The organism is Streptomyces sp. NPDC007084 (assembly GCF_040703595.1).
Lineage (GTDB): Bacteria > Actinomycetota > Actinomycetes > Streptomycetales > Streptomycetaceae > Streptomyces.
The window spans coordinates 114,795-139,859 of record NZ_JBEYFY010000007.1 but is presented as its reverse complement, the minus strand read 5'-3'; the positions used below and the strand labels follow the sequence as shown (position 1 = coordinate 139,859).

Annotated in this window: 18 protein-coding genes; 9 read left to right on the top strand and 9 right to left on the bottom strand. The window is 71.9% G+C overall.

All coding sequences use genetic code 11. The annotated features are described in order from the left end of the window. Nucleotides 1-8 precede the first annotated feature (8 nt). From AB0912_RS09285 to metH, 3 genes are all read right to left on the bottom strand, one after another. Complete coding sequence (locus AB0912_RS09285; protein WP_366697361.1) at nt 9-1,613, bottom strand: ABC transporter substrate-binding protein; 1,605 nt, start codon at nt 1,611-1,613, stop codon at nt 9-11. A 486-nt stretch (nt 1,614-2,099) separates the two neighbouring features. Next, nucleotides 2,100-2,801, bottom strand: coding sequence for an HAD family phosphatase (locus AB0912_RS09280; RefSeq protein ID WP_366697359.1), 702 nt, complete (start codon nt 2,799-2,801; stop codon nt 2,100-2,102). 141 nt (nt 2,802-2,942) lie between these two features. Next, nucleotides 2,943-6,473 (bottom strand): methionine synthase, encoded by a 3,531-nt coding sequence (gene metH, locus AB0912_RS09275; RefSeq protein ID WP_366697357.1) that lies wholly within the window; start codon nt 6,471-6,473, stop codon nt 2,943-2,945. 269 nt (nt 6,474-6,742) lie between these two features. Between metH and AB0912_RS09270 the strand changes: the two genes are divergently transcribed. The 6 genes from AB0912_RS09270 to AB0912_RS09245 all read left to right on the top strand — a co-directional run bounded on the left by AB0912_RS09270 (nt 6,743) and on the right by AB0912_RS09245 (nt 14,301). Next, entirely contained in the window at nt 6,743-7,507 is a 765-nt protein-coding gene (locus AB0912_RS09270; RefSeq protein WP_366697355.1) for an IclR family transcriptional regulator, read from the top strand. 430 nt (nt 7,508-7,937) lie between these two features. Next, nucleotides 7,938-8,729, top strand: a complete 792-nt coding sequence (locus AB0912_RS09265) for an MIP/aquaporin family protein (RefSeq protein WP_366697353.1) — start codon at nt 7,938-7,940, stop codon at nt 8,727-8,729. 61 nt (nt 8,730-8,790) lie between these two features. Next, nucleotides 8,791-10,329, top strand: coding sequence for a glycerol kinase GlpK (glpK, locus tag AB0912_RS09260; protein ID WP_366697351.1), 1,539 nt, complete (start codon nt 8,791-8,793; stop codon nt 10,327-10,329). 19 nt (nt 10,330-10,348) lie between these two features. Continuing rightward, complete coding sequence (locus tag AB0912_RS09255) at nt 10,349-11,965, top strand: glycerol-3-phosphate dehydrogenase/oxidase (RefSeq protein ID WP_366697349.1); 1,617 nt, start codon at nt 10,349-10,351, stop codon at nt 11,963-11,965. Between the two features lie 250 nt (nt 11,966-12,215). Then, complete coding sequence (locus AB0912_RS09250) at nt 12,216-12,887, top strand: FadR/GntR family transcriptional regulator (protein ID WP_366697347.1); 672 nt, start codon at nt 12,216-12,218, stop codon at nt 12,885-12,887. A 190-nt stretch (nt 12,888-13,077) separates the two neighbouring features. Further along, on the top strand, nt 13,078-14,301 hold the full coding sequence (locus AB0912_RS09245) for a PAC2 family protein (RefSeq protein ID WP_366697345.1): 1,224 nt from the start codon (nt 13,078-13,080) through the stop codon (nt 14,299-14,301). A 121-nt stretch (nt 14,302-14,422) separates the two neighbouring features. On the opposite strand, the gene mshC is transcribed toward AB0912_RS09245, so the two are convergent. The 4 genes from mshC to AB0912_RS09225 form a co-directional block, all read right to left on the bottom strand. Further along, nucleotides 14,423-15,652 (bottom strand): cysteine--1-D-myo-inosityl 2-amino-2-deoxy-alpha-D-glucopyranoside ligase, encoded by a 1,230-nt coding sequence (gene mshC / locus AB0912_RS09240; RefSeq protein WP_366697343.1) that lies wholly within the window; start codon nt 15,650-15,652, stop codon nt 14,423-14,425. A gap of 123 nt (nt 15,653-15,775) precedes the next feature. Then, nucleotides 15,776-16,603: an SCO1664 family protein gene (locus tag AB0912_RS09235; RefSeq protein WP_366697341.1), complete on the bottom strand. Its 828-nt coding sequence runs from the start codon at nt 16,601-16,603 to the stop codon at nt 15,776-15,778. Next, a complete protein-coding gene (locus tag AB0912_RS09230) occupies nt 16,567-17,157 on the bottom strand; it encodes a DUF3090 domain-containing protein (protein WP_366697339.1) in 591 nt (196 codons plus the stop codon). The genes AB0912_RS09235 and AB0912_RS09230 overlap by 37 nt, the downstream gene beginning before the upstream one ends. 120 nt (nt 17,158-17,277) lie before the next feature. Further along, the gene (locus AB0912_RS09225; protein ID WP_366697337.1) at nt 17,278-17,964 is read right to left on the bottom strand and encodes a histidine phosphatase family protein; all 687 of its coding nucleotides are present in this window, start codon (nt 17,962-17,964) and stop codon (nt 17,278-17,280) included. A gap of 119 nt (nt 17,965-18,083) precedes the next feature. Between AB0912_RS09225 and corA the strand changes: the two genes are divergently transcribed. Further along, entirely contained in the window at nt 18,084-19,082 is a 999-nt protein-coding gene (gene corA / locus AB0912_RS09220) for a magnesium/cobalt transporter CorA (protein WP_366697510.1), read from the top strand. 16 nt (nt 19,083-19,098) lie between these two features. Here the strand turns inward: corA and AB0912_RS09215 are convergent, their stop codons facing one another. Beyond that, nucleotides 19,099-19,887 carry a ferritin-like domain-containing protein gene (locus AB0912_RS09215; protein ID WP_366697335.1) on the bottom strand — a complete coding sequence of 263 codons (789 nt, stop codon included), beginning with the start codon at nt 19,885-19,887 and terminating at the stop codon, nt 19,099-19,101. Between the two features lie 227 nt (nt 19,888-20,114). Next, the gene (locus AB0912_RS09210; protein WP_366697333.1) at nt 20,115-21,170 is read right to left on the bottom strand and encodes an LLM class F420-dependent oxidoreductase; all 1,056 of its coding nucleotides are present in this window, start codon (nt 21,168-21,170) and stop codon (nt 20,115-20,117) included. A gap of 298 nt (nt 21,171-21,468) precedes the next feature. On the opposite strand from AB0912_RS09210, the gene AB0912_RS09205 reads away from it, so the two are divergent. Together AB0912_RS09205 and AB0912_RS09200 are read left to right on the top strand one after the other, a co-directional pair. Beyond that, the gene (locus AB0912_RS09205) at nt 21,469-22,452 is read left to right on the top strand and encodes an aldo/keto reductase (protein ID WP_366697331.1); all 984 of its coding nucleotides are present in this window, start codon (nt 21,469-21,471) and stop codon (nt 22,450-22,452) included. Beyond that, nucleotides 22,449-24,848, top strand: a complete 2,400-nt coding sequence (locus AB0912_RS09200) for a helix-hairpin-helix domain-containing protein (RefSeq protein WP_366697329.1) — start codon at nt 22,449-22,451, stop codon at nt 24,846-24,848. The genes AB0912_RS09205 and AB0912_RS09200 overlap by 4 nt, the downstream gene beginning before the upstream one ends. Nucleotides 24,849-25,065: the final 217 nt, after the last annotated feature.

Genomic DNA, 25,065 nt, shown 5'->3' with positions numbered 1-25,065 from the left:
TGGGTCGGTCAGCCGCTCACACCGCGGCCGAGCTCCCAGAGCTGAAGGGTGGAGGAGGAGGTGAGGGCCCACTCCGACCCCGTGATGTCGTCGCGGGCGGCGATGTACTGCTTGCCCTGCCACAGCGGGAGCAGCGGCACGTCGTCGGCGACGATGTCCTGGATCGCGGTGAGGTTCTTCGACGCGGTGAGGCGGTCGGCCTCGCGCCGGGAGGCCGGGATCAGGTTGTTGATGATGTTGCTGTTGGAGTAGGGCGACTTGAGGAAGTTGTCCTTGTCGAGGAACGGCGCCAGGTAGTTGTCGGCGTCCGGGAAGTCGGGGAACCAGCCCATGCCCCAGACGTCGTAGTCGCCGGCGCGCTCGGCGGGGACGAACTTGTCCCAGGCGGTGCCCTGGATGGTGACGTCGAAGAGGCCGCTCGCGTCGAGCTGCTTCTTCAGGATCTCGAACTCCTGCTTGGTGGCCGAGCCGTAGTGGTCGGTCGTGTAGTGCAGGGTGAGCTTGACCGGGCTGGTGATGCCGGCCTTGTTCAGCACGGTGCGGGCGCGGGAGACGCTGGGGTCGCCGTACTTGTTGAAGAAGGCGTTGGCGTGGCCGGTGATGGTGGCCGGGACCATCGAGTAGAGCGGCTGGGCCTGGGTTCCGTACACCTTGGCGACGAGTTCGCCGCGGTCGACGACCTGCGCCATGGCCTGGCGGACCGCCTTCTCCTTGACGGAGGGGGCGTTGGTGTTGAAGGCCAGGTAGCGGATTTCGAGGCCGGCCATCTCGTTCAGGTTGATGTTGCCGCCGGCGGCCGTGGCCAGCTTATTGATCTGCTCGGGCGTCATCGAGCGGGTCATCACGTCGATGTCGCCCTTTTCGAGGGCGGTTCCCATGGCGTCGGCGTCCTGGAAGGAGCGCATCTCGACCTTGGAGTTCTTCACCTTCAGCAGACCCTTGTAGTTCGGGTTCTTGGTGAAGACGGCCTTGACGACGGCGTCGTCCTTGACCTCGGACTCCAGGGTGTAGGGGCCGGAGCCGTCGACGGAGAAGCCGTCGCGCAGCTTGCCCTTGTCGTAGTCCTTCGGGTTCACGATGCCGGCGACGGGGGTCGACAGCTTGAACGGGAAGGTCGCGTCCGCGCTCTTGAGGTGGAAGATCACCTCGCGGTCGCCCTGGGTCTCGACGGTGTCGATGGTGGACAGCAGGGCGAAGACACCACTGTCGGCCTTGATGGCGCGGGCGCGGTCGATGGAGAACTTGACGTCCTTGGCGGTGATCGGGTCACCGTTGGAGAACTTCAGGCCTTCGCGCAGGGTGCACGAGTAACGCTCGTTGCCGCTGTCGCTGAAGCCGCACTTCTCGGCCGCTTCGGGCTCGGGGGCGCCGTCGCCGCGGGGCTGGATCATCAGCGTCTGCACGGTCTGGCGCAGTACGTTCCAGGTGCCGACGTCGTAGGCGTACGCCGGGTCGAAGGGGGCGGGGGCGTCCTTCGACGTGGTGAACCGGTCCGTGGTGCCGACAACGATGGCATCGCCACTGCTGCCCCCGCTGTCGGAACCACCACACGCAGCGAGCACCGGGGCGAGCAGACCGACAACGGCCGGCAGCACCAAAGTCTTGCGGTTCATGCTCGAGTTTCTCCAGAGCTGTAGTTTCCGTGAGCCGGCATGCAGGGGTGGCGCGGCGGGTCACGGGGATACGGCGATGTTCTCGCGACGACATTAGTCCGCGCCGCCAGGACGGCCCGCAGGCGCCGGAGTTGTGGTGCGCTCACGCTGCGAAACCGGGCGCGGACGCACCGATAACCCGACACGGGAAGGATTCGTGCAGCGTTCCACCAATCAGGACACAAGGGTGCGCGGGAATGTCACGAATGGGGGGTCAACCCACAAGTCGGCACGCCTGTCGACCCCTTGTCGGGTGATGAACGTCACAGTGTCAACTCGGCGGAAGCGTACCGGAATTCAGCCATCCGCCCCATTGGGCATTCCGCCGTGGCCTTCGCCCGCGGTTACCACAGGGAACGGCGGGCGCTTTTCGCGTATTGGCTTCCGCACGCTGCGTGATTCACGCGCACACCCTCGGTGAAGGGATAAGGCACCCTCGGTGAAGGGCTATCGCTTTTCCGTCATCAGGCCGTGCAGGAAACGCAGATCGACTTCTTCCAGCGAGGTCACCACGGTGCGGCGCGAGGCCGGTTCGATGGGGGCGACGGAGGGGACGGCGACGACATGGCAGCCGGCCGCCTCGGCGGCCGCGACCCCGGTCGCGGTGTCCTCGACGACGGCGCAGCGCGCCGGTTCGGCGCCGAGTCCGGCGGCGGCGAGCAGATAGGGGTCGGGGAACGGCTTGGTGCGCTCCACCTCGTCGCCCGCGACGGTCAGCGTGAAGAAGTGGGAGCCGATGGAGCCGAGGACGCGGTCGATGATCCGCCGGTGGGAGGCGGAGACCAGCGCGGTGGGGATCTCGTGCGCGGCCAGTTCGGCGAGGAGTCTGGCGGCGCCCGGCATCAGCGGCAGGGAGCGGCCGATGCGGCTCTCGAAACCGTCGTTGAGCAGCACGGACAGTTCGGGCAGGGTGATGTCGGCGCCGGTGGCCTCGATGAGGAAGCCCGCGCTGCGGGTCATGGGGCCGCCGACCACCACATGGCGCCAGGACTCGTCCAGGACGTGTCCGAGAGCCCGGAAGACCTCGACCTCCACGTCCCACCAGAAGCCCTCGGTGTCGACCAGGGTGCCGTCCATGTCGAGGAGAACGGCCTGGAGGGCGGAGCCTTCGGCCGTACGGGTTCCGAGCGCGGGGACCGTGCTGGTCATCCTGGCGCACCTCCTTGAAGGGACGATCAGGCCGGTCGCCCCTTTTAGGTGCAAGGGACAACCGGCCTGCGGTGGACCGACCAGTGTACGACGTATCCGATCAGTGTGCCCGGGCGTGCGCGGCGCGGCGCGGTCGGGCGGTCACCGTGCGTTGAAGTACTTGGCCTCCGGATGGTGGATGACGATCGCGTCGGTGGACTGCTCGGGGTGGAGCTGGAACTCCTCGGAGAGGTGGACGCCGATCCGCTCGGGCCGCAGCAGGTCCGCGATCTTGGCGCGGTCCTCCAGGTTGGGGCAGGCGCCGTAGCCGAGGGAGAAGCGGGCGCCGCGGTACTTGAGGGCGAACATGTCCTCGATGTCGGCGGGGTCCTCCCCGGCGAAGCCCAGTTCGGTGCGCACGCGCGCGTGCCAGTACTCGGCGAGGGCCTCGGCGAGCTGGACGGACAGGCCGTGCAGTTCGAGGTAGTCGCGGTAGGCGTTGGCCTGGAAGAGCTTGGCGGTCTCCTCGCCGATGCGGGAGCCGACGGTGACGACCTGGAAGCCGACGACGTCGGTCTCCCCCGACTCCTCGGGGCGGAAGAAGTCGGCCAGGCACAGGCGGCGCCCGCGCCGCTGGCGGGGGAAGCTGAACCGGGTCCGTTCGTTGCCCTGCTCGTCCAGGATGATCAGGTCGTCGTCCTTGGCCACACAGGGGAAGTAGCCGTAGACGACGGCCGCTTCGAGCAGGTTGTCGGTCTGGAGCTTGTCGAGCAGGCCGCGCAGCCGGGGCCGGCCCTCGGTCTCGACGAGTTCCTCGTACGTCGGTCCCTCGCCGGTGCGGGCCTGCTTGAGTCCCCACTGGCCCTTGAACAGGGCGCCCTCGTCCAGCCAGGAGGCGTACTCCTTGAGCTGGATGCCCTTGATCACGCGGGTGCCGGAGAAGGGCGGGGTCGGTACGGGGTTGTCGGTGGAGACGTCGGAGCGGACGTGGCCCTCCTCGGGGCGCTCCTCGACCACGGTGTCCGCGGCGGCGGCCCGTACCCGGCGCTGCTTCAGCTCGGGCAGGGCGGCGCCGGGCACGCCGCGCTTGACGCCGATCAGCGCGTCCATCAGGCGCAGGCCCTCGAAGGCGTCCCGGGCGTAGCGGACCTCGCCCTGGTAGATCTCGTGCAGGTCCTGTTCGACGTAGGCGCGGGTCAGGGCGGCGCCGCCGAGGATGACGGGGTAGTCGGCGGACAGGCCGCGCTGGTTCAGCTCCTCCAGGTTCTCCTTCATGATCACGGTGGACTTGACCAGGAGGCCGGACATGCCGATGACGTCGGCGCGGTGTTCCTCGGCGGCGTCCAGGATCGCGGAGACGGGCTGCTTGATGCCGAGGTTGACGACGTTGTAGCCGTTGTTCGACAGGATGATGTCGACGAGGTTCTTGCCGATGTCGTGGACGTCGCCGCGCACGGTGGCGAGGACGATGGTGCCCTTGCCCTCGGCGTCGGACTTCTCCATGTGCGGTTCCAGGAAGGCCACGGCCGACTTCATGACCTCGGCGGACTGGAGGACGAACGGCAACTGCATCTGGCCGGAACCGAACAGTTCGCCGACGACCTTCATGCCGTCGAGGAGGGTCGCGTTGACGATGTCGAGCGCGGGACGCTCCTGGAGCGCGGCTTCGAGGTCGGCCTCCAGGCCGTTCTTCTCGCCGTCGATGATCCGCCGCTTGAGGCGCTCGTCCAGGGGCAGCGCGGCCAGTTCCTCGGCCTTGCCCGCCTTGAGGGACTTGGTGGTGGCGCCCTCGAACAGCGCCATCAGCTTCTGGAGCGGGTCGTAGCCCTCGGAGCGGCGGTCGTAGATGAGGTCGAGGGCGGTGGTGACCTGCTCCTCGTCGAAGCGGGCGATCGGCAGGATCTTGGACGCGTGCACGATCGCGGAGTCCAGGCCGGCCTTGACGCACTCGTCCAGGAAGACCGAGTTGAGCAGGATGCGGGCGGCCGGGTTGAGGCCGAAGGAGATGTTGGACAGGCCGAGGGTGGTCTGCACGTCCGGGTGGCGGCGCTTCAGCTCGCGGATCGCCTCGATCGTCGCGATGCCGTCCTTGCGGGACTCCTCCTGGCCGGTACAGATCGTGAAGGTCAGGGTGTCGATGAGGATGTCGGACTCGTGGATGCCCCAGTTGCCGGTGAGGTCGGCGATGAGGCGTTCGGCGATGCCGACCTTGGTCTCGACGGTGCGGGCCTGGCCCTCCTCGTCGATGGTCAGGGCGATCAGCGCGGCGCCGTGCTCCTGGGCCAGCCGGGTGACCTTGGCGAACCGGGAGTCGGGACCGTCGCCGTCCTCGTAGTTGACGGAGTTGATGACCGCACGGCCGCCGAGCCGCTCCAGGCCCGCGCGGATCACCTCGACCTCGGTGGAGTCGAGGACGATCGGCAGGGTGGAGGCGGTGGCGAACCGGCCCGCCAGTTCGTCCATGTCGGCGACGCCGTCGCGGCCGACGTAGTCGACGCACAGGTCGAGCATGTGGGCGCCCTCGCGGATCTGCTCGCGGGCCATCTCCACGCAGTCGTCCCAGCGGCCCTCCAGCATGGCCTCGCGGAACTTCTTCGAGCCGTTGGCGTTGGTGCGCTCACCGATCGCCATGTAGGCGGTGTCCTGGCGGAACGGGACGGTCTGGTAGAGGGAGGCGGCGCCGGGCTCGGGCCGCGGGTCGCGCTCGCCGGGCGCGACGCCGTGCACGCGCTCGACCAACTGGCGCAGGTGCTCCGGGGTCGTACCGCAGCAGCCGCCGACCAGGGACAGGCCGTAGTCGCGGACGAAGTTCTCCTGGGCGTCGGCCAGGCCCTGGGCGTCGAGCGGGAAGTGGGCGCCGTCCTTCGTCAGGACGGGCAGACCGGCGTTGGGCATGCACAGCAGCGGGATGCGGGAGTGCCGGGTGAGGTAGCGCAGGTGCTCGCTCATCTCGGCCGGTCCGGTCGAGCAGTTCAGGCCGATCATGTCGATGCCGAGCGGTTCGAGGGCGGTCAGCGCGGCGCCGATCTCGGAGCCCAGCAGCATGGTGCCGGTGGTCTCGAAGGCCATGGAGACGAGCAGCGGCACCCGGACGCCGGTCGCCTCCATGGCGCGGTGCGCGCCCAGGATGGACGACTTCGTCTGCAGGAGGTCCTGGGTGGTCTCGACGATCAGGGCGTCGGCGCCGCCGGCGAGCAGGCCCTCGGCGTTGGCCTGGAAGCCGTCACGGAGCGTGCCGTAGGCGACGTGGCCGAGGGTGGGCAGCTTGGTGCCGGGGCCGATGGAGCCGAGGACCCAGCGCTGGCGGCCGTCGCGGGCGCCGAACTCGTCGGCGACCTCGCGGGCGAGCCGGGCGCCGGCCTCGGAGAGTTCGTGGACGCGCTCGGGGATGTCGTACTCGGCCATCGCGGAGTGGTTCGCGCCGAAGGTGTTCGTCTCGACGCAGTCGACGCCCACCTCGAAGTAGGCCTCGTGGACGGAGCGGACGATGTCGGGGCGGGTGACGTTCAGGATCTCGTTGCAGCCTTCGAGGTTCTCGAAGTCCTCCAGCGTGGGGTCCTGTGCCTGGAGCATGGTTCCCATGGCGCCGTCGGCCACCACCACACGGGTGGCGAGTGCTTCTCGGAGTGCGTCGGTTCGCCTGCGGCCCTCGGCGAGGCCGGACGAAGGGGACGGGGTCGGCAACGAGGCCATGAAGGTGCTCCCTGGAGTGCGACGGCTGTCGGCTTTGCGCTTCCCATGGAAGGCGCACGCCGTCAGGGTAGCCCGGAGCGCCGGGGATCGGTCGGGGGCGTCCACGGGACGGACGGGCGTGGCGTGGGTGACGACGGTGTGGAGAAGGCCCAAACATGTGGCGACCACCCATTGGCGAGAGCCCGGCTACGACGGGTAGTGTTCGACATTGCCGAACGGTGGCGGTCAGACGTGAACCGGCGGTCGAAGGGGACGGAGGCAGCACGGCGATGGCACGGAACATCCAGTCGCTTGAGCGGGCGGCGGCGATGCTGCGGCTGCTCGCGGGCGGCGAGCGGCAGCTCGGCCTGTCGGACATCGCCTCCTCGCTGGGCCTCGCCAAGGGGACGGCCCACGGCATCCTGCGCACCCTCCAGCAGGAGGGGTTCGTGGAGCAGGACCCGGCCTCCGGTCGCTACCAGCTGGGCGCGGAGCTGCTGCGGCTGGGCACCACCTATCTGGACGTGCACGAACTGCGGGCGCGCGCCCTGGTGTGGACGGACGACCTGGCCCGCTCCAGCGGCGAGAGCGTCTATCTGGGCGTGCTGCACCAGCAGGGCGTGCTGATCGTGCACCACGTCTTCCGTCCCGACGACAGCCGGCAGGTCCTGGAGGTCGGGGCGATGCAGCCGCTCCACTCCACGGCGCTCGGCAAGGTACTGTCGGCGTACGACCCGGTGGCGCACAGCGAGGTCCTGGAGGTCGAGCGCACGGCGTTCACCCCCCGGACGGTCAGCGAGCTGGAACAGTTCGAGGGCGTTCTCGACATCACCCGCGCGCGCGGGTACGCGGCCGACGTCGAGGAGACCTGGACGGGGGTCGCCTCCGTGGCCGCCCCCATCCACAACCGGCGGCGGATGCCGGTCGGCGCGGTGGGCATCACCGGGGCCGTGGAGCGGATCTGCAAGGACGGCGAGCTGCGCCCCGACCTGATCGCCGCCGTCCGGGACTGCGCCCGCGCGGTGTCGCGGGACCTGGGCGCCGGGCGGTTCTGAGACGCGGGGCAGCCCCAGGGCGCGGCGTCGGCTCCGAGGGGCGCGGCGCCGCGAGAGGTTCGTACGGGACGAGGCCGGGAAGCGGATGTTTCCCGGCCTTCGGCGTGCCCGGGACCGGGCGCCGGCGCGTCCGACAGCGGGCTCCGGCCGGTGCGTCGGCGGGCTCCGGCCGGTGCGCCGGCGGGCGTCCGGGCATCGATAGCACACGGCGATCAATAACGATCGTGTTTTCGATAACAGGACTCTTGACGAGCTGGTAACACGAGAGCAAGACTCCCGTCCATCGGTCGGCATTGTCGAACAGCTACCGGCAATAAGAGTTAGAGTGTGGCAATGCCAGGGCCGAGACCGCTCTCACTTCCCGAGAGCACGAACCACCGGTGGGACCCGGGGTTCGGCTTCCCCTGGACGAAGGACAAAGGAGTCGCGGGTGTCCAGCTCCGACATCTTCATCGGCGAGACCATCGGTACCGCCGTGCTCATCCTGCTCGGCGGCGGTGTGTGCGCCGCCGTCACTCTCAAGCGCTCGAAGGCGCAGAACGCCGGCTGGCTCGCGATCACGTTCGGCTGGGGCTTCGCGGTCCTGACCGGCGCGTATCTCGCGGGCGGAGTCTCCGGCGCCCATCTGAACCCGGCGGTGACCATCGGTCTGGCGATCGAGGGCGGCATTAAGTGGAGCGATGTCCCGCTCTACCTCGGCTCCCAGCTCCTCGGCGCGATGATCGGCGCCGTCCTGGTCTGGATCACGTACTACGGACAGTTCCAGGCGCACCTCACCGACCCGGAGATCCTCGCGGAGCAGCCGGCCGAGGAAGGCCTGGTCGACCAGAAGTCCGCGCCGAAGGCCGGCCCGGTGCTCGGGATCTTCTCCACCGGCCCGGAGATCCGCAACGCGGTGCAGAACCTCGCGACCGAGATCATCGCGACCGTGGTCCTCGTCCTCGCGATCCTCACGCAGGGCCTGAACGACAACGGCAACGGACTCGGCGTCCTCGGCGCCCTGGTGACCGCGCTGGTCGTCGTCGGCATCGGCCTCTCGCTCGGCGGGCCGACCGGCTACGCCATCAACCCGGTCCGCGACCTGGGCCCGCGCATCGTCCACTCCCTGCTGCCGCTGCCCAACAAGGGCGGCTCGGACTGGAGCTACGCCTGGATACCGGTGGCCGGCCCGCTCGTCGGCGGCGCCATAGCCGGTGGCCTGTACAACATCGCCTTCAAGTGACGCTACGGCCGTCACCCGCCCGAACGCCTGAGAACGACACCCGAGAGCTACGGAGCACACCGTGACCGACGCCCACACCGCCGGGCCCTTCATCGCCGCGATCGACCAGGGCACCACCTCGTCCCGCTGCATCGTCTTCGACCGCGACGGACGCATCGTCTCCGTCGACCAGAAGGAGCACGAGCAGATCTTCCCGAAGCCGGGCTGGGTCGAGCACGACGCCACCGAGATCTGGACCAACGTCCAGGAGGTCGTCGCCGGGGCCGTCTCGAAGGCCGGCATCACCCGGGACGACATCAAGGCCATCGGCATCACCAACCAGCGCGAGACCACGCTGCTCTGGGACAAGAACACCGGTGAGCCGGTCCACAACGCGCTCGTCTGGCAGGACACCCGCACCGACGCCCTCTGCCGCGAACTGGGCCGCAACGTCGGCCAGGACCGCTTCCGCCGCCAGACCGGGCTGCCCCTCGCCTCCTACTTCGCCGGCCCCAAGGCCCGCTGGCTGCTGGACAACGTCGAGGGCCTGCGCGAGCGCGCCGAGGCCGGGGACATCCTCTTCGGCACGATGGACAGCTGGGTCATCTGGAACCTGACCGGCGGGGTGAACGGCGGCAAGCACGTCACCGACGTCACCAACGCCTCCCGCACCCTGCTGATGAACCTGCACACCCTGGCCTGGGACGAGCAGATCGCCGAGTCCATCGGCGTCCCGCTCGCGATGCTGCCGGAGATCCGCTCCTCCGCCGAGGTGTACGGGGAGGTCACCGGCGGCCCGCTCGGCGAGCTGCTCGGCGGCATCCCGGTCGCCTCCGCGCTCGGCGACCAGCAGGCGGCCCTGTTCGGCCAGACCTGTTTCGCCGAGGGCGAGGCCAAGTCCACTTACGGCACCGGCACGTTCATGCTGATGAACACCGGCGATAAGATCATCAACTCGTACTCGGGCCTGCTGACCACGGTCGGCTACCGGATCGGCGACCAGCAGCCGGTCTACGCGCTCGAAGGGTCCATCGCGGTCACCGGCTCGCTGGTGCAGTGGATGCGCGACCAGATGGGCCTGATCAAGTCCGCCGCCGAGATCGAGACGCTCGCCTCCTCGGTCGAGGACAACGGCGGCGCCTACTTCGTACCCGCCTTCTCGGGCCTGTTCGCCCCGTACTGGCGCCCCGACGCCCGCGGTGTGATCGCCGGCCTGACCCGGTACGTCACCAAGGCGCACATCGCGCGCGCCGTCCTGGAGGCCACCGCCTGGCAGACCCGCGAGATCAGCGACGCCATGACCAAGGACTCCGGCGTCGAACTCACGGCGCTCAAGGTCGACGGCGGCATGACCTCCAACAATCTGCTGATGCAGACCCTGGCCGACGTCCTGGACGCCCCCGTGGTGCGTCCGATGGTCGCCGAGACCACCTGCCTCGGCGCCGCCTACGCCGCCGGCCTGGCCGTCGGCTTCTGGACCAACACCGAGGACCTGCGCGCCAACTGGCGCCGGGCCGCGGAATGGACCCCCAACATGGCCGCGGACGTCCGCGACCGTGAGTACAAGAGCTGGCTCAAGGCCGTCGAGCGGACCATGGGCTGGATCGAAGACGAGAACTGACGAGGAGTAAGAACCCGCAATGACCAGCCAGTCCACCCTGCAGTCCGTGCCTGCCCTCGGTACGCACCCGGCCTCCGGCTCCCTCCCGAGCCGCGCCGAGACCCGGGAGCAGCTCTCCAAGGCGACGTACGACCTCCTCGTGATCGGCGGCGGCATCCTGGGCATCTCCACCGCCTGGCACGCCGCGCAGTCCGGACTGAGGGTGGCCCTGGTCGACGCCGGCGACTTCGCCGGCGCCACCTCCTCCGCCTCCTCCAAGCTCCTCCACGGCGGTCTGCGCTATCTGCAGACCGGCGCGGTGAAGCTGGTCGCGGAGAACCACTTCGAGCGCCGTGCGGTCTCCCGTCAGGTGGCCCCCCACCTGGCGAACCCGCTCACGTTCTACCTCCCCGTGTACAAGGGCGGGCCGCACGGCGCGGCGAAGCTCGGCGCGGGCGTCTTCGCCTACTCCGCGCTGTCGGCGTTCGGCGACGGCGTGGGCCATCTGCTGAGCCCCGCCAAGGCCGCGCAGGACGTGCCCGAGCTGCGCACCGAGAACCTCAAGGCCGTGGCCGTGTACGGCGACGACCAGATGAACGACGCCCGGATGGCGCTCATGACGGTCCGCGCGGCCGTCGAGTCGGGGGCGGTGGTCCTCAACCACGCCGAGGTCTCCGGTCTGCGCTTCACCCGGGGCCGGGTCACCGGCGCCGAGCTGCGCGACCGGCTGTCCGGTGACGAGTTCGGCGTGAACGCGCGGCTGGTGCTGAACGCGACCGGCCCGTGGGTCGACCACCTGCGCCGGATGGAGGACCCGAACGCGGCTCCGTCCATCCGTCTGTCCAAGGGGGCGCACCTGGTCCTCAAGCGGACGGCGCCGTGGAAGGCGGCGCTCGCCACCCCGATCGACAAGTACCGCATCACCTTCGCCCTCCCCTGGGAGGACATGCTGCTGCTCGGCACGACCGACGAGGAGTACGAGGGCGACCCGGGCGAGGTCGCGGTCAACGACAAGGACATAGCGCAGATACTCGACGAGGCCGCGTTCTCCATCCGCGACCAGCAGCTCGACCGTGACCTGATCACGTACTCCTTCGCGGGTCTGCGGGTGCTGCCGGGCGGTCCCGGTGACACCTCGAAGGCGAAGCGGGAGACGGTCGTCACCGAGGGCCGCGGCGGCATGCTGTCGGTCGCGGGCGGCAAGTGGACGACCTTCCGGCACATCGGCCGTACGGTGATGAGGAAGCTGGAGGCGCTGCCCGGTCACCCGCTGGGCGAGGACTTCGAGCCGATCTCCGAGCTGCCGAAGAAGCTGCCGCTGCCGGGTGTCGCCAACCCGCGGGCCGTCGCGCACCGCCTGCTGGTGGACGGGCCCGCGCCCGGCCCCCGGATGGCCGCCGACACCGCGCGGCACCTGTCCACCCACTACGGCTCGCTGGCCTTCGACATCGCCCGGCTGGCGAACGAGAACCCGGAGCTGGCCGAGCGCGTCCACCCGGACGCCCCGGAGATCTGGGCGCAGGTCGTCTACGCCCGGGACCACGAGTGGGCCGAGACGGCGGACGACGTGCTGCGCCGCCGGACGACGCTGACCATCCGCGGTCTGGCCACGGACGACATCCGGGCCAGGGTGCAGGACCTGCTCGACCGGAAGTAGGCACGGCGGCGGTGCGAGGGGCGGCTCCCACGGGGGGAGTGCCGCCCCTCCCCCTGTGCCCGTGTCCTTGCCTCCGTCGGGGCCTCCCCCGTGCCCATGTCCTGCCGCCCGTCCGGGCCTCTCCCCCGCCCGTCAAAGCCCGCTCCCCGGCCGCCGGGACGCCCCTTGTCCGGTGTGCGGCGCCGCGCATAATGGCCGCCGAGACATCGGATGTCTGAGGGGACGTCCTGAGGCACCTGGAGGCCGGGTCATGGCAGTCACCGACGAGGCCATCGAGAAGATCAAGGCGATGATCGTCTCCGGTGCGCTGCGGCCCGGCGACCGGCTCCCCCGGGAGAGCGAGCTGGCGGCCGGCCTGGGGCTCTCCCGCAACTCGCTGCGCGAGGCCGTACGGGCCCTGTCCCTCATGCGCGTCCTGGACGTGCGCCAGGGCGACGGCACGTACGTCACCAGCCTGGACCCGCACCTCCTGCTGGCGACGCTGGGCTTCGTCGTCGACCTGCACCGGGACGACACGGTCCCGGAGTTCCTCGCGGTGCGCCGCATCCTGGAGCCGGCGGCCACGGCGCTGGCGGCCACCCGGATCACCGAAGCGGAACTGGACGCCCTGGCGGACGAGTTGGACCGGCTCGGACCGGAGTCCACCGTGGAGGAACTGGTCGCCGGTGACCTGGAGTTCCACCGGCGCGTCGGGCGGACGTCGGGCAACGCGGTGCTGTGCTCGCTCCTCGACGGGCTGTCCGGGCCCGCCGCCCGGGCCCGGGTCTGGCGGGGACTGGCCGAGCGCGACGCGGTCGGCCGCGCCCTGCGCGAACACCGGGCCATCCTGGCCGCCCTGCGCGACCGGGACGCGGAGGCGGCCCGGTCCTGGGCGACCGTGCACATCGCGAGCGTGGAGCGGTGGCTCGGGTCCACGCCGTAGGCCCGTCTCGCCCTCGCGCGCCCACAGCTCGGATGACTGACGGGGTGTCCGGTCTGCCCATCAGGCGTGTTTCCGGGTTCCGGACGGGGCAGTGATCCGTTCACTCCCCCGTGCGAGGGGGCTGCTGAGGCACCCTCGGCACGCCGTAAGGTTGGGGCGTACGCGAGGGCACATCGGAAGGAGGCGCTGGGTGATCGAGCTGGAGGGGGTTCCCGAGCTGATCGACCCAGTCATGGTGGCCGCGTTCGAGGGCTGGAACGACGCCGGTGACGCCGCCTCCACCGCGGTCGCGCACCTGGACAGGGAGTGGAAGGGCGAGGTGTTCGCGGCGCTGGACGCCGAGGACTACTACGACTTCCAGGTCAACCGGCCCACCGTCTGGCTGGACGGCGGCGTCCGCAAGATCACCTGGCCCACCACGCGGCTGTCGGTGGTCCGGGTCGGCGGCGACAAACCGCGCGACCTGGTGCTGGTCCGCGGCATCGAGCCGTCCATGCGCTGGCGCTCGTTCTGCAACGAACTGCTCGGCTTCGCGCACGAGCTGGGTGTCGAGCTGGTGGTGATCCTCGGCGCGCTGCTCGGTGACACCCCGCACACCCGTCCGGTGCCGGTCAGCGGTGTCACCTCGGACGCCGACCTGGCCCGCACGATGGACCTGGAGGAGACCAAGTACGAGGGCCCCACGGGCATCGTCGGCATCCTCCAGGAGGCCTGCACCCACGCCGGAGTGCCGGCCGTGTCGCTGTGGGCGGCCGTGCCGCACTACGTGTCGCAGCCGCCCAACCCGAAGGCGACGCTGGCCCTTCTCAACCGGCTGGAGGACCTGATCGACCTGCGCATCCCGCTGGGCGAGCTGCCCGAGGACGCGCGGGCCTGGCAGCTCGGGGTGGACCAGCTCGCCGCCGAGGACAGCGAGGTCGCCGAGTACGTGCAGACGCTGGAGGAGGCCCGGGACACCGCCGAGCTGCCCGAGGCCTCCGGCGAGGCGATCGCCCGCGAGTTCGAGCGCTACCTGCGCCGCAGGGACGGCGGCGGCCCGGCCGCCGGGTCGGGCGGTCACGCGACGGAGAGCGGCGAGTCCTACCTGCGCGACACCCCCGGCGCGCCGGGCGGCCGGAGCCGGCCCCCGATGCCCCAGCGTCCCGAGTCCGAGACGGGCCCGGGCGGCGGTCCGGCAGCGGAGGGGCGCAAGGATGCCGACGGGACGGCGGGCGGCGGCGACGCCGGCCCCGGCTCCTCCGATTCATCGGACGCGGCCTCTGAGCAGTCGGAGACCCCGCGAAGGCCGGAGACGCCGGAGCCGCCGAGGAACGCCGACCCTTCGGATTCCACCGGCCCCACCGGTGCTGGTGGGCACGCCGGCCCTGGTGGGCCCGCCGGCCCGTCCGACGCGTCGGACTCCTCGGAGGACTGAACCGGACGGCCGGGCGTTGCGGCAGGCGGTGCGCGCGGCACACGGCACACGGAACCTGAAACGCGCAGGGGCGCCGGGCGGAGTGATCCGCCCGGCGCCCCTGTCGTCGTCCGGGGAACCGTTACAGCGCCACGCCCAGGAGGGCGTCCACGGCGCGGGAGACCACGCCGGGCGCGCCCTCGTCCGTGCCGCCGGTGCGGTGCTGGAGCGCGGCCCAGCGGTCGACCGCGGCGAGCGCGGCCGGTGCGTCCAGGTCGTTGGCGAGGGCGGCGCGGATCTCGTCGACCAGGGCCTCGGCCGGCGGTCCGTCGGGGCGCGACACGGCGGCCCGCCAATCCTCCAGGCGCGCGACCGCCTCGGCGAGGACGGTGTCGGTCCACTCCCAGTCGGCCCGGTAGTGGTGGGCGAGGAGCGCGAGGCGGATGGCGGCCGGGTCTACGCCGTCGCGCCGGAGCTGCGAGACGAAGACGAGGTTGCCCTTCGACTTCGACATCTTCTCGCCGTCCAGACCGACCATGCCGGCGTGGACGTACGCCTTGGCCATCGGGAACTCGCCGGTCAGCACCTGGGCGTGCGAGGCGCCCATCTCGTGGTGCGGGAAGGCGAGGTCGGAGCCGCCGCCCTGGACGTCGAAGCCCATGCCCAGGTGGTCGAGGGCGATGGCGACGCACTCGATGTGCCAGCCGGGGCGGCCACGGCCCAGGGAGCCGCCGTCCCAGCTCGGCTCGCCTTCGCGGGCGGCCATCCACAGCATCGGGTCGAGGGGGTTCTTCTTGCCGGGCCGGTCCGGGTCGCCGCCGCGTTCGGCGGAGAGCAGGCGCATCGTCGCGGCGTCCAGGTTGGACACCTTGCCGAAGTCGGGGTCGGACTCGACGGAGAAGTAGACGTCGCCCTCCAGCTCGTAGGCCGCTCCGGCGTCGCGCAGCCGCTCGACGAGCGGCACGATGCCGGGTATGGCCTCGACGGCGCCTATGTAGTGGCGCGGCGGGAGCATCCGCAGGGCGGTCATGTCCTCGCGGAAGAGGGTGGTCTCCTTCTCGGCGAGGCCCACCCAGTCGACGCCGTCGCGCTGGGCCCGCTCCAGCAGCGGATCGTCGACGTCCGTCACGTTCTGGACGTAGTGGACCTGCCGCTTGGTGTCGAGCCACACGCGCTGCACGAGGTCGAACGCGTTGTACGTCGCCGCGTGTCCCATGTGGGTCGCGTCGTACGGCGTGATGCCGCAGACGTAGATACGGGCGACGGGACCGGGGTCGAGGGTGACGAGCCCACCCGTCGCGGTGTCGTGGATCCGGAGGTCGCGGCCCTCACCAGGCAGGGCGGGGACGTCGGAAGCGGGCCAGGCATGCATGTCATGAGACTAACCGGACCCAACTTCCGTATACGAACCGGCCAGCGTCAGATGACCGGGAAGGCCCTCTTGCGCCGTGCCCCGTCCTCGTGCTGCGCCGGGTACGGAGGGGCCCGCCGGCCGCTACACCGGCGGCCAGGGGATGGCGGGCCACTCGCCGCTGGGCTCGGGGTGCTTGCCGGAGGCCAGCAGGGCCTCGACCCGCGCGCGCGTGGCGTCGATCTCGGCGGCGGTGACGAGTTGGGCCAACCGGGTGGCCAGCGGGGCGCCGGGGGCGAGGGCTGCCCGCAGGGCGGCGAGAACCTCCAGTGCCTCGGCGGTGAGCGGTTCGCCGGCCCAGCCCCACAGCAGCGTGCGCAGCTTGTTGTCGGCGTTGAAGGTGACGCCGTGGTCGATGCCGTAGAGCCGGCCGCCGGCGGCCGGCAGGAGATGGCCGCCCTTGCGGTCGGCGTTGTTGATCACGGCGTCGAGGACGGCGAGCCGGCGCAGCCGGGCGTCGTCGGCGTGTACGAGCAGGGCCGTCTCGCCCTCGCCGACCTCGGCGAAGCCGATCGCCTTCCATCCCTCGGCCGGCTCCTCGCCCTCCACGAGCGCGAGGAGGCCGTCGGCGTCCTCGCCGGGCGGGGGCTCGATCCACAGCTGGCACATGCCCTCGCCGTACGGGCCGTCGCGCAGCACGGTGGGCGGCACGAGCCCCCATCCGGTGGCCTCGGACACCTCGTAGGCGGCGACCTCGCGCTGGGCGAGCGTGCCGTCGGGGAAGTCCCACAGGGGGCGCTCGCCGGCGACGGGCTTGTAGACGCAGGACGCCTCGTGGCCCTCGTAGGACACCGAGCAGTAGAGCACCGCGTTGGAGGCCTCACGGATCTGTCCGCGCACCTTCAGCTCGCCCCGGGCGAGCAGTTCGGTGGTGGTCACGCTCCGCGGCGGTATCCGTTCTGGCGCGGACATACGTGTCCTTCCGGGTCGAGCGGGAGGCTGCACAGCGGGCAGGGCGGGCGGCCGGCGTTGACGACTTCGAGGGCCCGCTTGGCGAAGGCGCGGGCCTGGGCTCCGGTGAGGCGGACCCGGAGCATCGGCGGGCCGTTCTCCTCGTCCTGGAGGAGGCGCTCCTCGGCCTCGGCGAGGTCCTCGTCGGACTCCGCCTCCAGCTCCACGAGGGCCTGCGCCTCGACGATCATGCGCTGCTCGTCACCGTCCCAGGCCAGCGCCATGGTGCCGACGCGGAACTCCTCCTCGACGGGGGTGTCGAGGGGGGCCGTGTCGGCTACCTCGGTGGGGGCCATGGCCGGGACGGGGGCGCTGCCGCCGGTGCGCCGGACGACCTCGTCCAGCAGCTCTTCCATGCGCTCGGCGAGTGCGGCGACCTGGGTCTTCTCCAGGGCGACGCTCGTGACCCGGGGCCCCGAGGTGGCCTGGAGGAAGAAGGTACGGCGCCCGGGCAACCCGACCGTACCGGCCACGAAGCGGTCCGGGGGGTCGTAGAGGAACACCTGACGGGACACGTCCTGTCTCCATTGGATCGGCATGAGGGCCGGCTGACCGCGCCGCCCCGCATCGGCTGCTGAGAACTGGCTGACAACTACTGCGCTGCTTCGACCGCTTCACCCTACTGCGGCCGACGATCACGGTGCGCCAGCACCACCCCCGACCGGGGCGTCGCCGTGCGACGGTTCCTCGCGCGGGGCGAGGGACGCGAAGTCGCCGGTGTCCCCGAGCCGTACGAGAAAAGGCCGCAACCGGGTGTAACGGATCGCGGTGATGGAACACGGTTCAACAGAGATCCGCTGGAAGAGGTCGAGATGAAGTCCGAGTGCGTCGGCGACGAGCGCCTTGATGATGTCGCCGTGGGAGCACATGAGGTAGACCGCGTCGGCGCCGTGGTCGCGCTCCACGCGCGCGTTCCACTCGCGGACCGCTTCGGCGGCGCGGGTCTGCATGGCGCGCATCGACTCGCCGCCCGGGAACGCGGCGGCGGACGGGTGGGCCTGGACGACCTCCATCAGCGGCTCGTCCTTGAGCTCGCCGAGCTTGCGGCCGGACCAGTCGCCGTAGTGGGCCTCTCCGATGCGCTCGTCGGTGTGCGCGGGCACCTCGGGGCGGGCCTCGCGCAGCGGCTGGACGGTCTCCTGGCAGCGCTGGAGGGGGCTGGCGACGATCTCGGCGAGCGGCAGCCCGGCGAGCCGCCCGGGCAGCGCCGCGGCCTGCTGGGTGCCGCGCTCGTCGAGGGCGACGCCGGGCGTCCAGCCGGCGAGCAGGCCCGCGGTGTTGGCGGTGGAACGTCCGTGCCGGACGAGGATCAGAGTGGGCATGCGGCCCAGCGTAAACGGACGGCTCGCGGGCCCGGCGGGGGCTGTGGACAACGGCGGCCGGCGGACCGCGGGGCCGGCAGGACATGCGACAGGGCCACCAGGACAGGAGAATGCGCTCCGTGATCGTCGACTGCGCCATCTACCGGGACGGGAAGCGGACGGAGGGTCCGGACGACCTCTCCGACGCCCTCGCACAGTGCCGCGCCGAGGGCGACGCCTTCGTGTGGATCGGGCTGTACGAGCCGACCGAGCGGGAGTTCGGGCTGGTCACCGAGGAGTTCGGGCTGCATCCGCTGGCCGTCGAGGACGCCCTCAAGGCCCACCAGCGGCCCAAGCTGGAGCTGTACGAGGACTCGCTCTTCATGGTCCTGAAGCCGGTGTCGTACGAGACGGAGAGCGACGCCGTCTCCTCCGGGGAGGTGATGGTCTTCCTCGGTGACTCGTTCGTGGTGACCGTGCGGCACGGCGAGGAGTCGCCGCTGGCGGCCGTACGGCGCCGGCTGGAGGCCGATCCGGAGATGCTGCGGCACGGGCCGACGGCGGTGCTCTACTCGATCGCGGACGCCACGGTGGACCACTATCTGGAGGTGGCGACCGAGCTGGGCACGGACCTGGAGGAGCTGGAGGCGGAGGTCTTCTCGCCGCAGCAGGGCGGCTCCCGGAGCACCGCTTCGCGGATCTACGCGTTCAAGCGGCAGGTGCAGGAGTTCCGCCGGGCGACGGTGCCGCTGGCGGCGCCGCTGACCCGGTTGTCGGGGGCGGGTCTGGCGATGGCGCCGCTGCCGTTCGTGAACGCCGACGCGCGGCCCTTCTTCCGGGACGTCAACGACCACCTGATCCGGGTCAACGAGTCGGTGGAGGGCCTGGACCGGCTGGTGTCGGACATCCTCTCCGCGCATCTGGCGCAGATGAGCGTGCGGCAGAACGACGACATGCGGAAGATCTCCGCGTGGGCGGCCATGGCCGCGGTCCCCACGATGATCGCGGGGATCTACGGCATGAACTTCGAGCACATGCCCGAGCTGCACTGGGTGTGGTCGTATCCGGCGGTCGTGGGGGTCATGGTCGTGCTGGAGGTGCTGCTGTACCGGCAGTTCAAGCGGCGGGGCTGGCTGTAGGAGGGCGGGCCCGGCGTCAGGCGAACTCGGGGGCCGGGGTCGCGGGGCCGTCGAGGGCGCCGCGCCGCTCGGGCGGGCTCAGGGAGACCATGCGGCGCCAGCCCACGGCCCGCTCGTAGGCGTAGACGGCGTGGATGCCGGCGGCGAGCACGGCGGCCTTGGCGCGGGACCAGCCGAGAAGGCGCCCCATGTGGGCCATCACGGCGAGGCTCACGTCCCGGTAGATCCGGATCTCGGCGTGGGCGCAGGTCCGCAGGGTCTGCTGGATGGTGCGGCCGTGGCCGGCGCGGGCGAAGCGCAGCAGTTCCTCGTGGCAGTAGGCGAGGTGGTTGTCCTCGTCGTTGGAGATCATCTTCACGGCGCGGCCGATGTCGGGGTGGTCCGCGAAGTGCTTGCGCAGCAGGTCCATCTGCTCGGAGGCGCGCTGTTCGGTGACCCGGCTGTGGGCCAGATAGGTGACGATGTCCCGTACGGTGAGCGGCTGGTCGCCCTTGAGCTTGTCGTGGGCCAGGCCGATGCCGTGCCGCTCCAGGAGCATCGTGTAGTCCGTGTCGGCGGGGACGTCGACGGGTTCCAGGCCGCGCTTCTTCATGAGGGCGTTGAAGATCCGCCCGTGTTTGTCCTCGTCGGCGCCGTGGCGGGCGATCTTGGGCGCGAGGTCGCGCTCGCTCGGGGGGACCAGCGCGGCGATCCGGGCGTTCTCCCAGCCGCCCTGCGATTCCCCGCTGGCGGCGATGGAGCAGAAGAGCCGGTACGACTCGTCGTCGTCGAGGATCTCCTGAAAAAGATTCTTGGCCGAAAGCATCTCTGACACCTCTCTGCAGGGTTGCGCAGAAAACGAGTCAAATGGGATGTCGGGCGACCGGCAACCGATGTGTCGGACAAATCCGCCGAACGACGGACGCGAAACGGGGCCCCGGCGCGTAACCAAGCGGGCGCCGGCGCGTTGTTCCGCGTGACGGCCGTGGCGGGGAAGACCCCCCGAGCCCCCACCACGGCCGCAGACTTCCGCCCGGCTCCGCTCCGGCGCGGTTACGCGAGTCCGGCACGCTCCAGGGCGTCGGTTCCGGCCCGCAGCGAGGCGATCCGCTCCTCCAGGGTGAAGCCCGCCGGAGCCAGCGTGAGGGTGGTGACACCGGCGGCGGCGTACGCGGCCATCCGGTCGGCGATGCGGTCCACCGAGCCGAGCAGGCTCGTCTGGTCGATCAGCTCGTGCGGGATGGCGGCCGCCGCGCCCTCCTTGTCGCCGGACAGGTACTTGTCCTGGATCTCGGCGGCTTCCTTCTCGTAGCCCATGCGCTGGGCGAGCTGGTTGTAGAAGTTCTGCTTGCGGCTGCCCATGCCGCCGACGTAGAGGGCGGTGTAGGGGCGGAAGGTGTCGGCGAGCGCGCTGACGTCCTTGTCGTCGCCGAGGGCGAGCGGCACGGTCGGGCAGACGTCGAAGCCCTCCATCGTCTTGCCGGCCTTCTCCCGGCCCGCGCGCAGGTGCTTGACCGCGGTCTCCTCCAGGTGCTCGGCCGAGGGGAAGATGAGCAGCGCGCCGTCCGCGATCTCGCCGGTCTGCTCCAGGTTCTTCGGGCCGATCGCGGCGATGTACAGCGGGATGCGCTCGCGCTCCGGGTGCACCGTGAGCTTCAGGGGCTTGCCCGGGCCGTCCGGCAGCGGCAGCGTCCAGTGCGCGCCCTCGTAGGACAGCCGCTCGCGCGTCATCGCCTTGCGGACGATCTCCACGTACTCGCGGGTGCGGGCCAGCGGCTTGTCGAACTTGACGCCGTACCAGCCCTCGGAGACCTGCGGGCCCGAGACGCCGAGGCCGAGGCGGAACCGGCCGCCCGACAGGGAGTCGAGGGTCGCGGCGGTCATCGCGGTCATGGCGGGCTGCCGGGCCGGGATCTGCAGGATGGCCGAGCCGACGTCGATGCGCTCGGTCCTGGCGGCGACCCAGCTCAGTACGGTGACCGCGTCGGAGCCGTAGGCCTCGGCGGCCCAGCAGACGGCGTATCCGAGCCGGTCGGCCTCCTGGGCCACGGCGAGATTGTCCGCGTCCATTCCCAGGCCCCAGTAGCCGAGATTGATGCCGAGCTGCATGGCCGATCCCCTTACTGATCAGTAACGTCCCTTGGCCGAGACCCTAGCGTGCGGGCGCGCCGGGCGGGGAGTGGCACCTTCGGCCTTCCTGACGCCGGCCCGGAACACCGCCGGCGCGCCGCCCGGTACGCCGGTCCGCGCGCCCGCCCGTACGCCCGTTCCTACCCCCGTGGGTGCGCCCGCGTGCGCCCGTCGCGGCCCGGCCCCGGGCCACGGATTCTCCGGTGCGGCGGTCCGGCGGATCTCGGTTGTCCACAGGCCCCCACACGGCCGGTTCCGGCCAGTAATCTCGGCGTCCATGGAGCAGAGGCATCTCGGCCGTACCGGCCTGCGCGTGTCCCGGATCGGGCTCGGCACCCTCACCTGGGGCCGGGACACCGACGAGCACGACGCCGCGGACCTGTTGAAGGCGTTCTGGGAAGCGGGCGGAACCCTCGTCGACACGGCGGACGTGTACGGCGACGGGGAAGCCGAATACCTGCTCGGGCGCCTGGTCGAGAGCCTCGTGCCGCGCCGGGACCTGGTCATCTCGACCAAGGCCGGCAGCGTGCCCGACCCCGAGCGGCGTTTCGACGGCTCGCGCGGCCATCTGCTGTCGGCCCTGGACGCCTCCCTGGAGCGGCTGGGCACGGACTACGTCGACGTGTGGCACGTCCACGCCTACGACCCCGGCACCCCGCTGGACGAGACCCTCCAGGCCCTCGACCTGGCCGTCAGCAGCGGTCGCGCGCGCTACGCGGGGGTGTCCAACTTCTGCGGCTGGCAGCTCGCCAAGGCGGCCACCTGGCAGCTCGCCGCGCCCGGTATACGCACCCGCCTGGCCAGTACGCAGATGGAGTACTCCCTGCTCCAGCGCGGCGTCGAACGGGAGGTGCTGCCCGCCGCCCTCGACCTGGGCGTCGGACTGCTGCCCTCCTCGCCGCTCGGCCGGGGCGTGCTCACCGGTAAGTACCGCGCCGGGACGCCGGCCGACTCGCGGGGCGGCTCGGAGCATCTCGCCCCGTTCGTCGCTCCCTACCTGGACGAGACGGCGAGCAGTGTCGTTCAGGCCGTGTCGATCGCCGCGGACGGTCTCGCCGTGACGCCGCTCCAGGTGGCGCTGGCGTGGGTGCGCGACCGGCCCGGGGTCACCGCGCCGATCGTCGGCGCGCGCAACGCGCAGCAGCTCGCGGCCGCGTTGTCAGTGGAGACCCTTAGTCTTCCTGACGAGATCTGCCGGGCGCTTGACGATGTGTCGGCCCCGGTGCACCACTATCCCGATCACGACTGGAGCACGCTGTGAGCACGGAGCCCGAGACCACGGAGGAAGCGGAGCCGGGGGCGCCGGGCGCGGACTCGGCCGCGGGCGCCCCGCAGGACCCGGGCGCGGAGACGGGCGACGGAGCCGCCCCGGCGGCTGCGGAGACGGACGCGGATGCGGACCCTGTCACGGGCGCGGACGGTCACGGCGACAGCGGCGACGGTGCGGGGGCCGAGGCGGCCGACGGTGCGGGGGCCGAGGCGGCCGACGGTGCGGAGGCCGCCGCCGGGACCGGGGCCGCCGCGGAGGCCGAGGCGGCGGCCCAGTTGTCGGAGGCGGCGGCCGAGCTGGCGGCCCAGCGGCTGGAGCGGGAGCGGATCGAGCGCCGGAAGGCCGAGAAGCAGGCGCCGATCGCGGCCGGGGCCAAGCTCAGCGGCACGGCGGCGGACCTGCTCGCGGCCGTCCGGGCCGTGGAGAGCGGCGAGAAGCCGGTCGCCGGCGCCTTCCGCGAACCGGCGCCCGCGCCGCGCCGCAGCGCCGAGGAGCCGGTACGGCGACCGCAGCCCGTGGCCGCGCAGACCGCCCGGGCGGGCGCCCCCGCGCCGGAGGCCGTCGACGCCGTACGGGCCGTGCTGACCGAGGGAGGCGCGCCCGACTCGCTCGCCGCCGAGGTCGTCGCGGTGCTCGGCGAGGGCGCCGACGGTCAACTGCGCGAGGACCCCTGGCAGTTGCTGCGGGTCCCCGGGGTGCGGCCCGAACCGGCGGACGGGTTCGCGCGCGCGCTGCTCGGCGCCGAGTGCGGTCCGGACGACGAGCGCCGGGGCCGCGCGCTGACCGTGTGGATCCTGGAACAGGCGGCCGTGGCCGGGCACACCGCGCTGGACGCCCCCGCGCTGTCCGCCGCGCTCGGCCGGCAGGCGGTGCCCGATCCGGACGCCGCCGTGCAGGCCGCGCTCGCGGAGGGTGACGCGCTGGTCTTCCAGGACGCCCTGGACCCGGCGCCCGCGGCTCCCCAGGACGACTCGGAGGAACCGCGGGAGCGCCCGGTGCGCATCCTCATCGGCCTGGAGCGGTACGCGCTGGCCGAGGAGAGCCTCGCCGACGGTCTGGGCCGGATCATGAACTCGGTGCCCAAGGCGGACGGTTCGGGTGCCGACTGGGAGCAGGCGGCCGGCGCGGCGCCCCGCTCCGCCGGTGAACTGATCCGCGCGGTGGCCGCCCACGGACTGGTGCTGCACACCGGCGGCGACGCCTCGCGCGCCGAGGTGGCGGCGCTGCTGCACGCGGCGCGCGGCCTCGGTCTGCGCGGCTGGGCCGCCGCGCACACCCCCGGCGGCCGTGACCGTCTCAGGGACCTGCCGGCCGGGAGCGGGCAGCAGGATCAGGAGCGGGCCGGGGACGGACAGCAAGGCCAGGAGCGGGCCGGGGACGGACAGCGGGGGCCGGCGGACTCCGGGGGCTGCGCGGGCATCGGCACCGCGACCGTCGAGGGGCTGCTCTCCGGGGCCGAGGGCCCGGGCCGGGACGCGGACGGCGCCCTGGACCTGGACCTCCTGGTCGTCCTCGACGCCCCGCAGCTCGACGTCGAGACGGCGGCCGTGCTCGCCGAGTCCCTGCCGGACGGGGCCCGCCTCGTGCTGAGCGGTGACCCGGGAGTGCTGTGGTCGGCGGGCCCCGGGCGGGTCTTCGGGGACCTGATCGCCGCCCGCGCCTGCCCTCAGGTGGCCTCCCGGACCCCCGACCCCGGGCCCATCGGGGAGCTGGTCTCGGGGGTGGGCATCGGTGAGCTCAACCAGGTCGAGGCGCCCGGCAAGGAGGTCGTGATCGTGCCGGTGCGGGACGCCGGCGAGGCGGTGCACCGGACCGTGCAGCTCGTCGCGGACTCGGTGCCGAGAGCGATCGGCGTCCCGGCCGAACAGACGCAGGTGATCACGCCCGGGCACGGCGGCGCGGTCGGCACCCGGGCGCTGAACACCGCGCTCAAGGAGCGGCTGAACCCCGGTCCCGGCCGCTTCGGGGGCTTCGACCCGGGCGACCGGATCGTCCACTCCCCCGCCCCCGGCCGCGTGACGCAGGGCCGGGTGGTGAAGGCCGACGCGGAGGGACTGCACCTGGAGTGCGCGGGCGGCCCCGTCGTCGTACCGAAGGAGCGGGTGGAGCAGACCGTGCGGCACGGCTGGGCGCTCACCGCGCACCAGGCGGTGGGGCTGCGCTGGCCCGCCGCGGTCGTGGTGCTCCCGGGTGACGCGGCGGCGGCGCTGACCCGGCCCTGGGTGTACACGGCCTTCGGGCGGGCCGAGCGGCATCTGTCCGTGGTGCACGGCGTGGAGCAGGCGCTCCAGCAGGCCGTGGCGAATGTCCCGCACAAGCCCCGCACCACCCGGCTGCCGGCCCTCCTGAAGGCCCAGGCGCCGGCCCCGGCTCCGGCCGCGGGCTGAGCGGGTCCCGCTGACCCCGCCCCGCTGACCCCCGCCTTGCCGGCCGCCCGGCCTCCGCTGACCGAGGCCCGGCTCAACGCCCGGCGGGCGAAAGCGGGGGCGGTCGCACGGAAACGGGGGTGGGGGGGGCCCGAAAACTCTGAGCGCCCCCCCCCGAACGCCGCGGGAAGACGGGGGGAGCGGTCCCCGGCCACCCGGGAGCAGGGCGCCACCACCG

Bases quoted from the DNA above. Each gene is read 5' to 3' on its own strand.
- AB0912_RS09210 (WP_366697333.1), bottom strand. From the start codon at position 21,170: ATGCAGCTCGGCATCAATCTCGGCTACTGGGGCCTGGGAATGGACGCG.
- AB0912_RS09205 (WP_366697331.1), top strand. From the start codon at position 21,469: ATGGAGCAGAGGCATCTCGGCCGTACCGGCCTGCGCGTGTCCCGGATC.
- AB0912_RS09255 (WP_366697349.1), top strand. From the start codon at position 10,349: ATGACCAGCCAGTCCACCCTGCAGTCCGTGCCTGCCCTCGGTACGCAC.
- AB0912_RS09270 (WP_366697355.1), top strand. From the start codon at position 6,743: ATGGCACGGAACATCCAGTCGCTTGAGCGGGCGGCGGCGATGCTGCGG.
- AB0912_RS09250 (WP_366697347.1), top strand. From the start codon at position 12,216: ATGGCAGTCACCGACGAGGCCATCGAGAAGATCAAGGCGATGATCGTC.
- AB0912_RS09280 (WP_366697359.1), bottom strand. From the start codon at position 2,801: ATGACCAGCACGGTCCCCGCGCTCGGAACCCGTACGGCCGAAGGCTCC.
- metH (WP_366697357.1), bottom strand. From the start codon at position 6,473: ATGGCCTCGTTGCCGACCCCGTCCCCTTCGTCCGGCCTCGCCGAGGGC.
- mshC (WP_366697343.1), bottom strand. From the start codon at position 15,652: ATGCATGCCTGGCCCGCTTCCGACGTCCCCGCCCTGCCTGGTGAGGGC.
- AB0912_RS09225 (WP_366697337.1), bottom strand. From the start codon at position 17,964: ATGCCCACTCTGATCCTCGTCCGGCACGGACGTTCCACCGCCAACACC.
- AB0912_RS09285 (WP_366697361.1), bottom strand. From the start codon at position 1,613: ATGAACCGCAAGACTTTGGTGCTGCCGGCCGTTGTCGGTCTGCTCGCC.
- AB0912_RS09235 (WP_366697341.1), bottom strand. From the start codon at position 16,603: ATGTCCGCGCCAGAACGGATACCGCCGCGGAGCGTGACCACCACCGAA.
- AB0912_RS09215 (WP_366697335.1), bottom strand. From the start codon at position 19,887: ATGCTTTCGGCCAAGAATCTTTTTCAGGAGATCCTCGACGACGACGAG.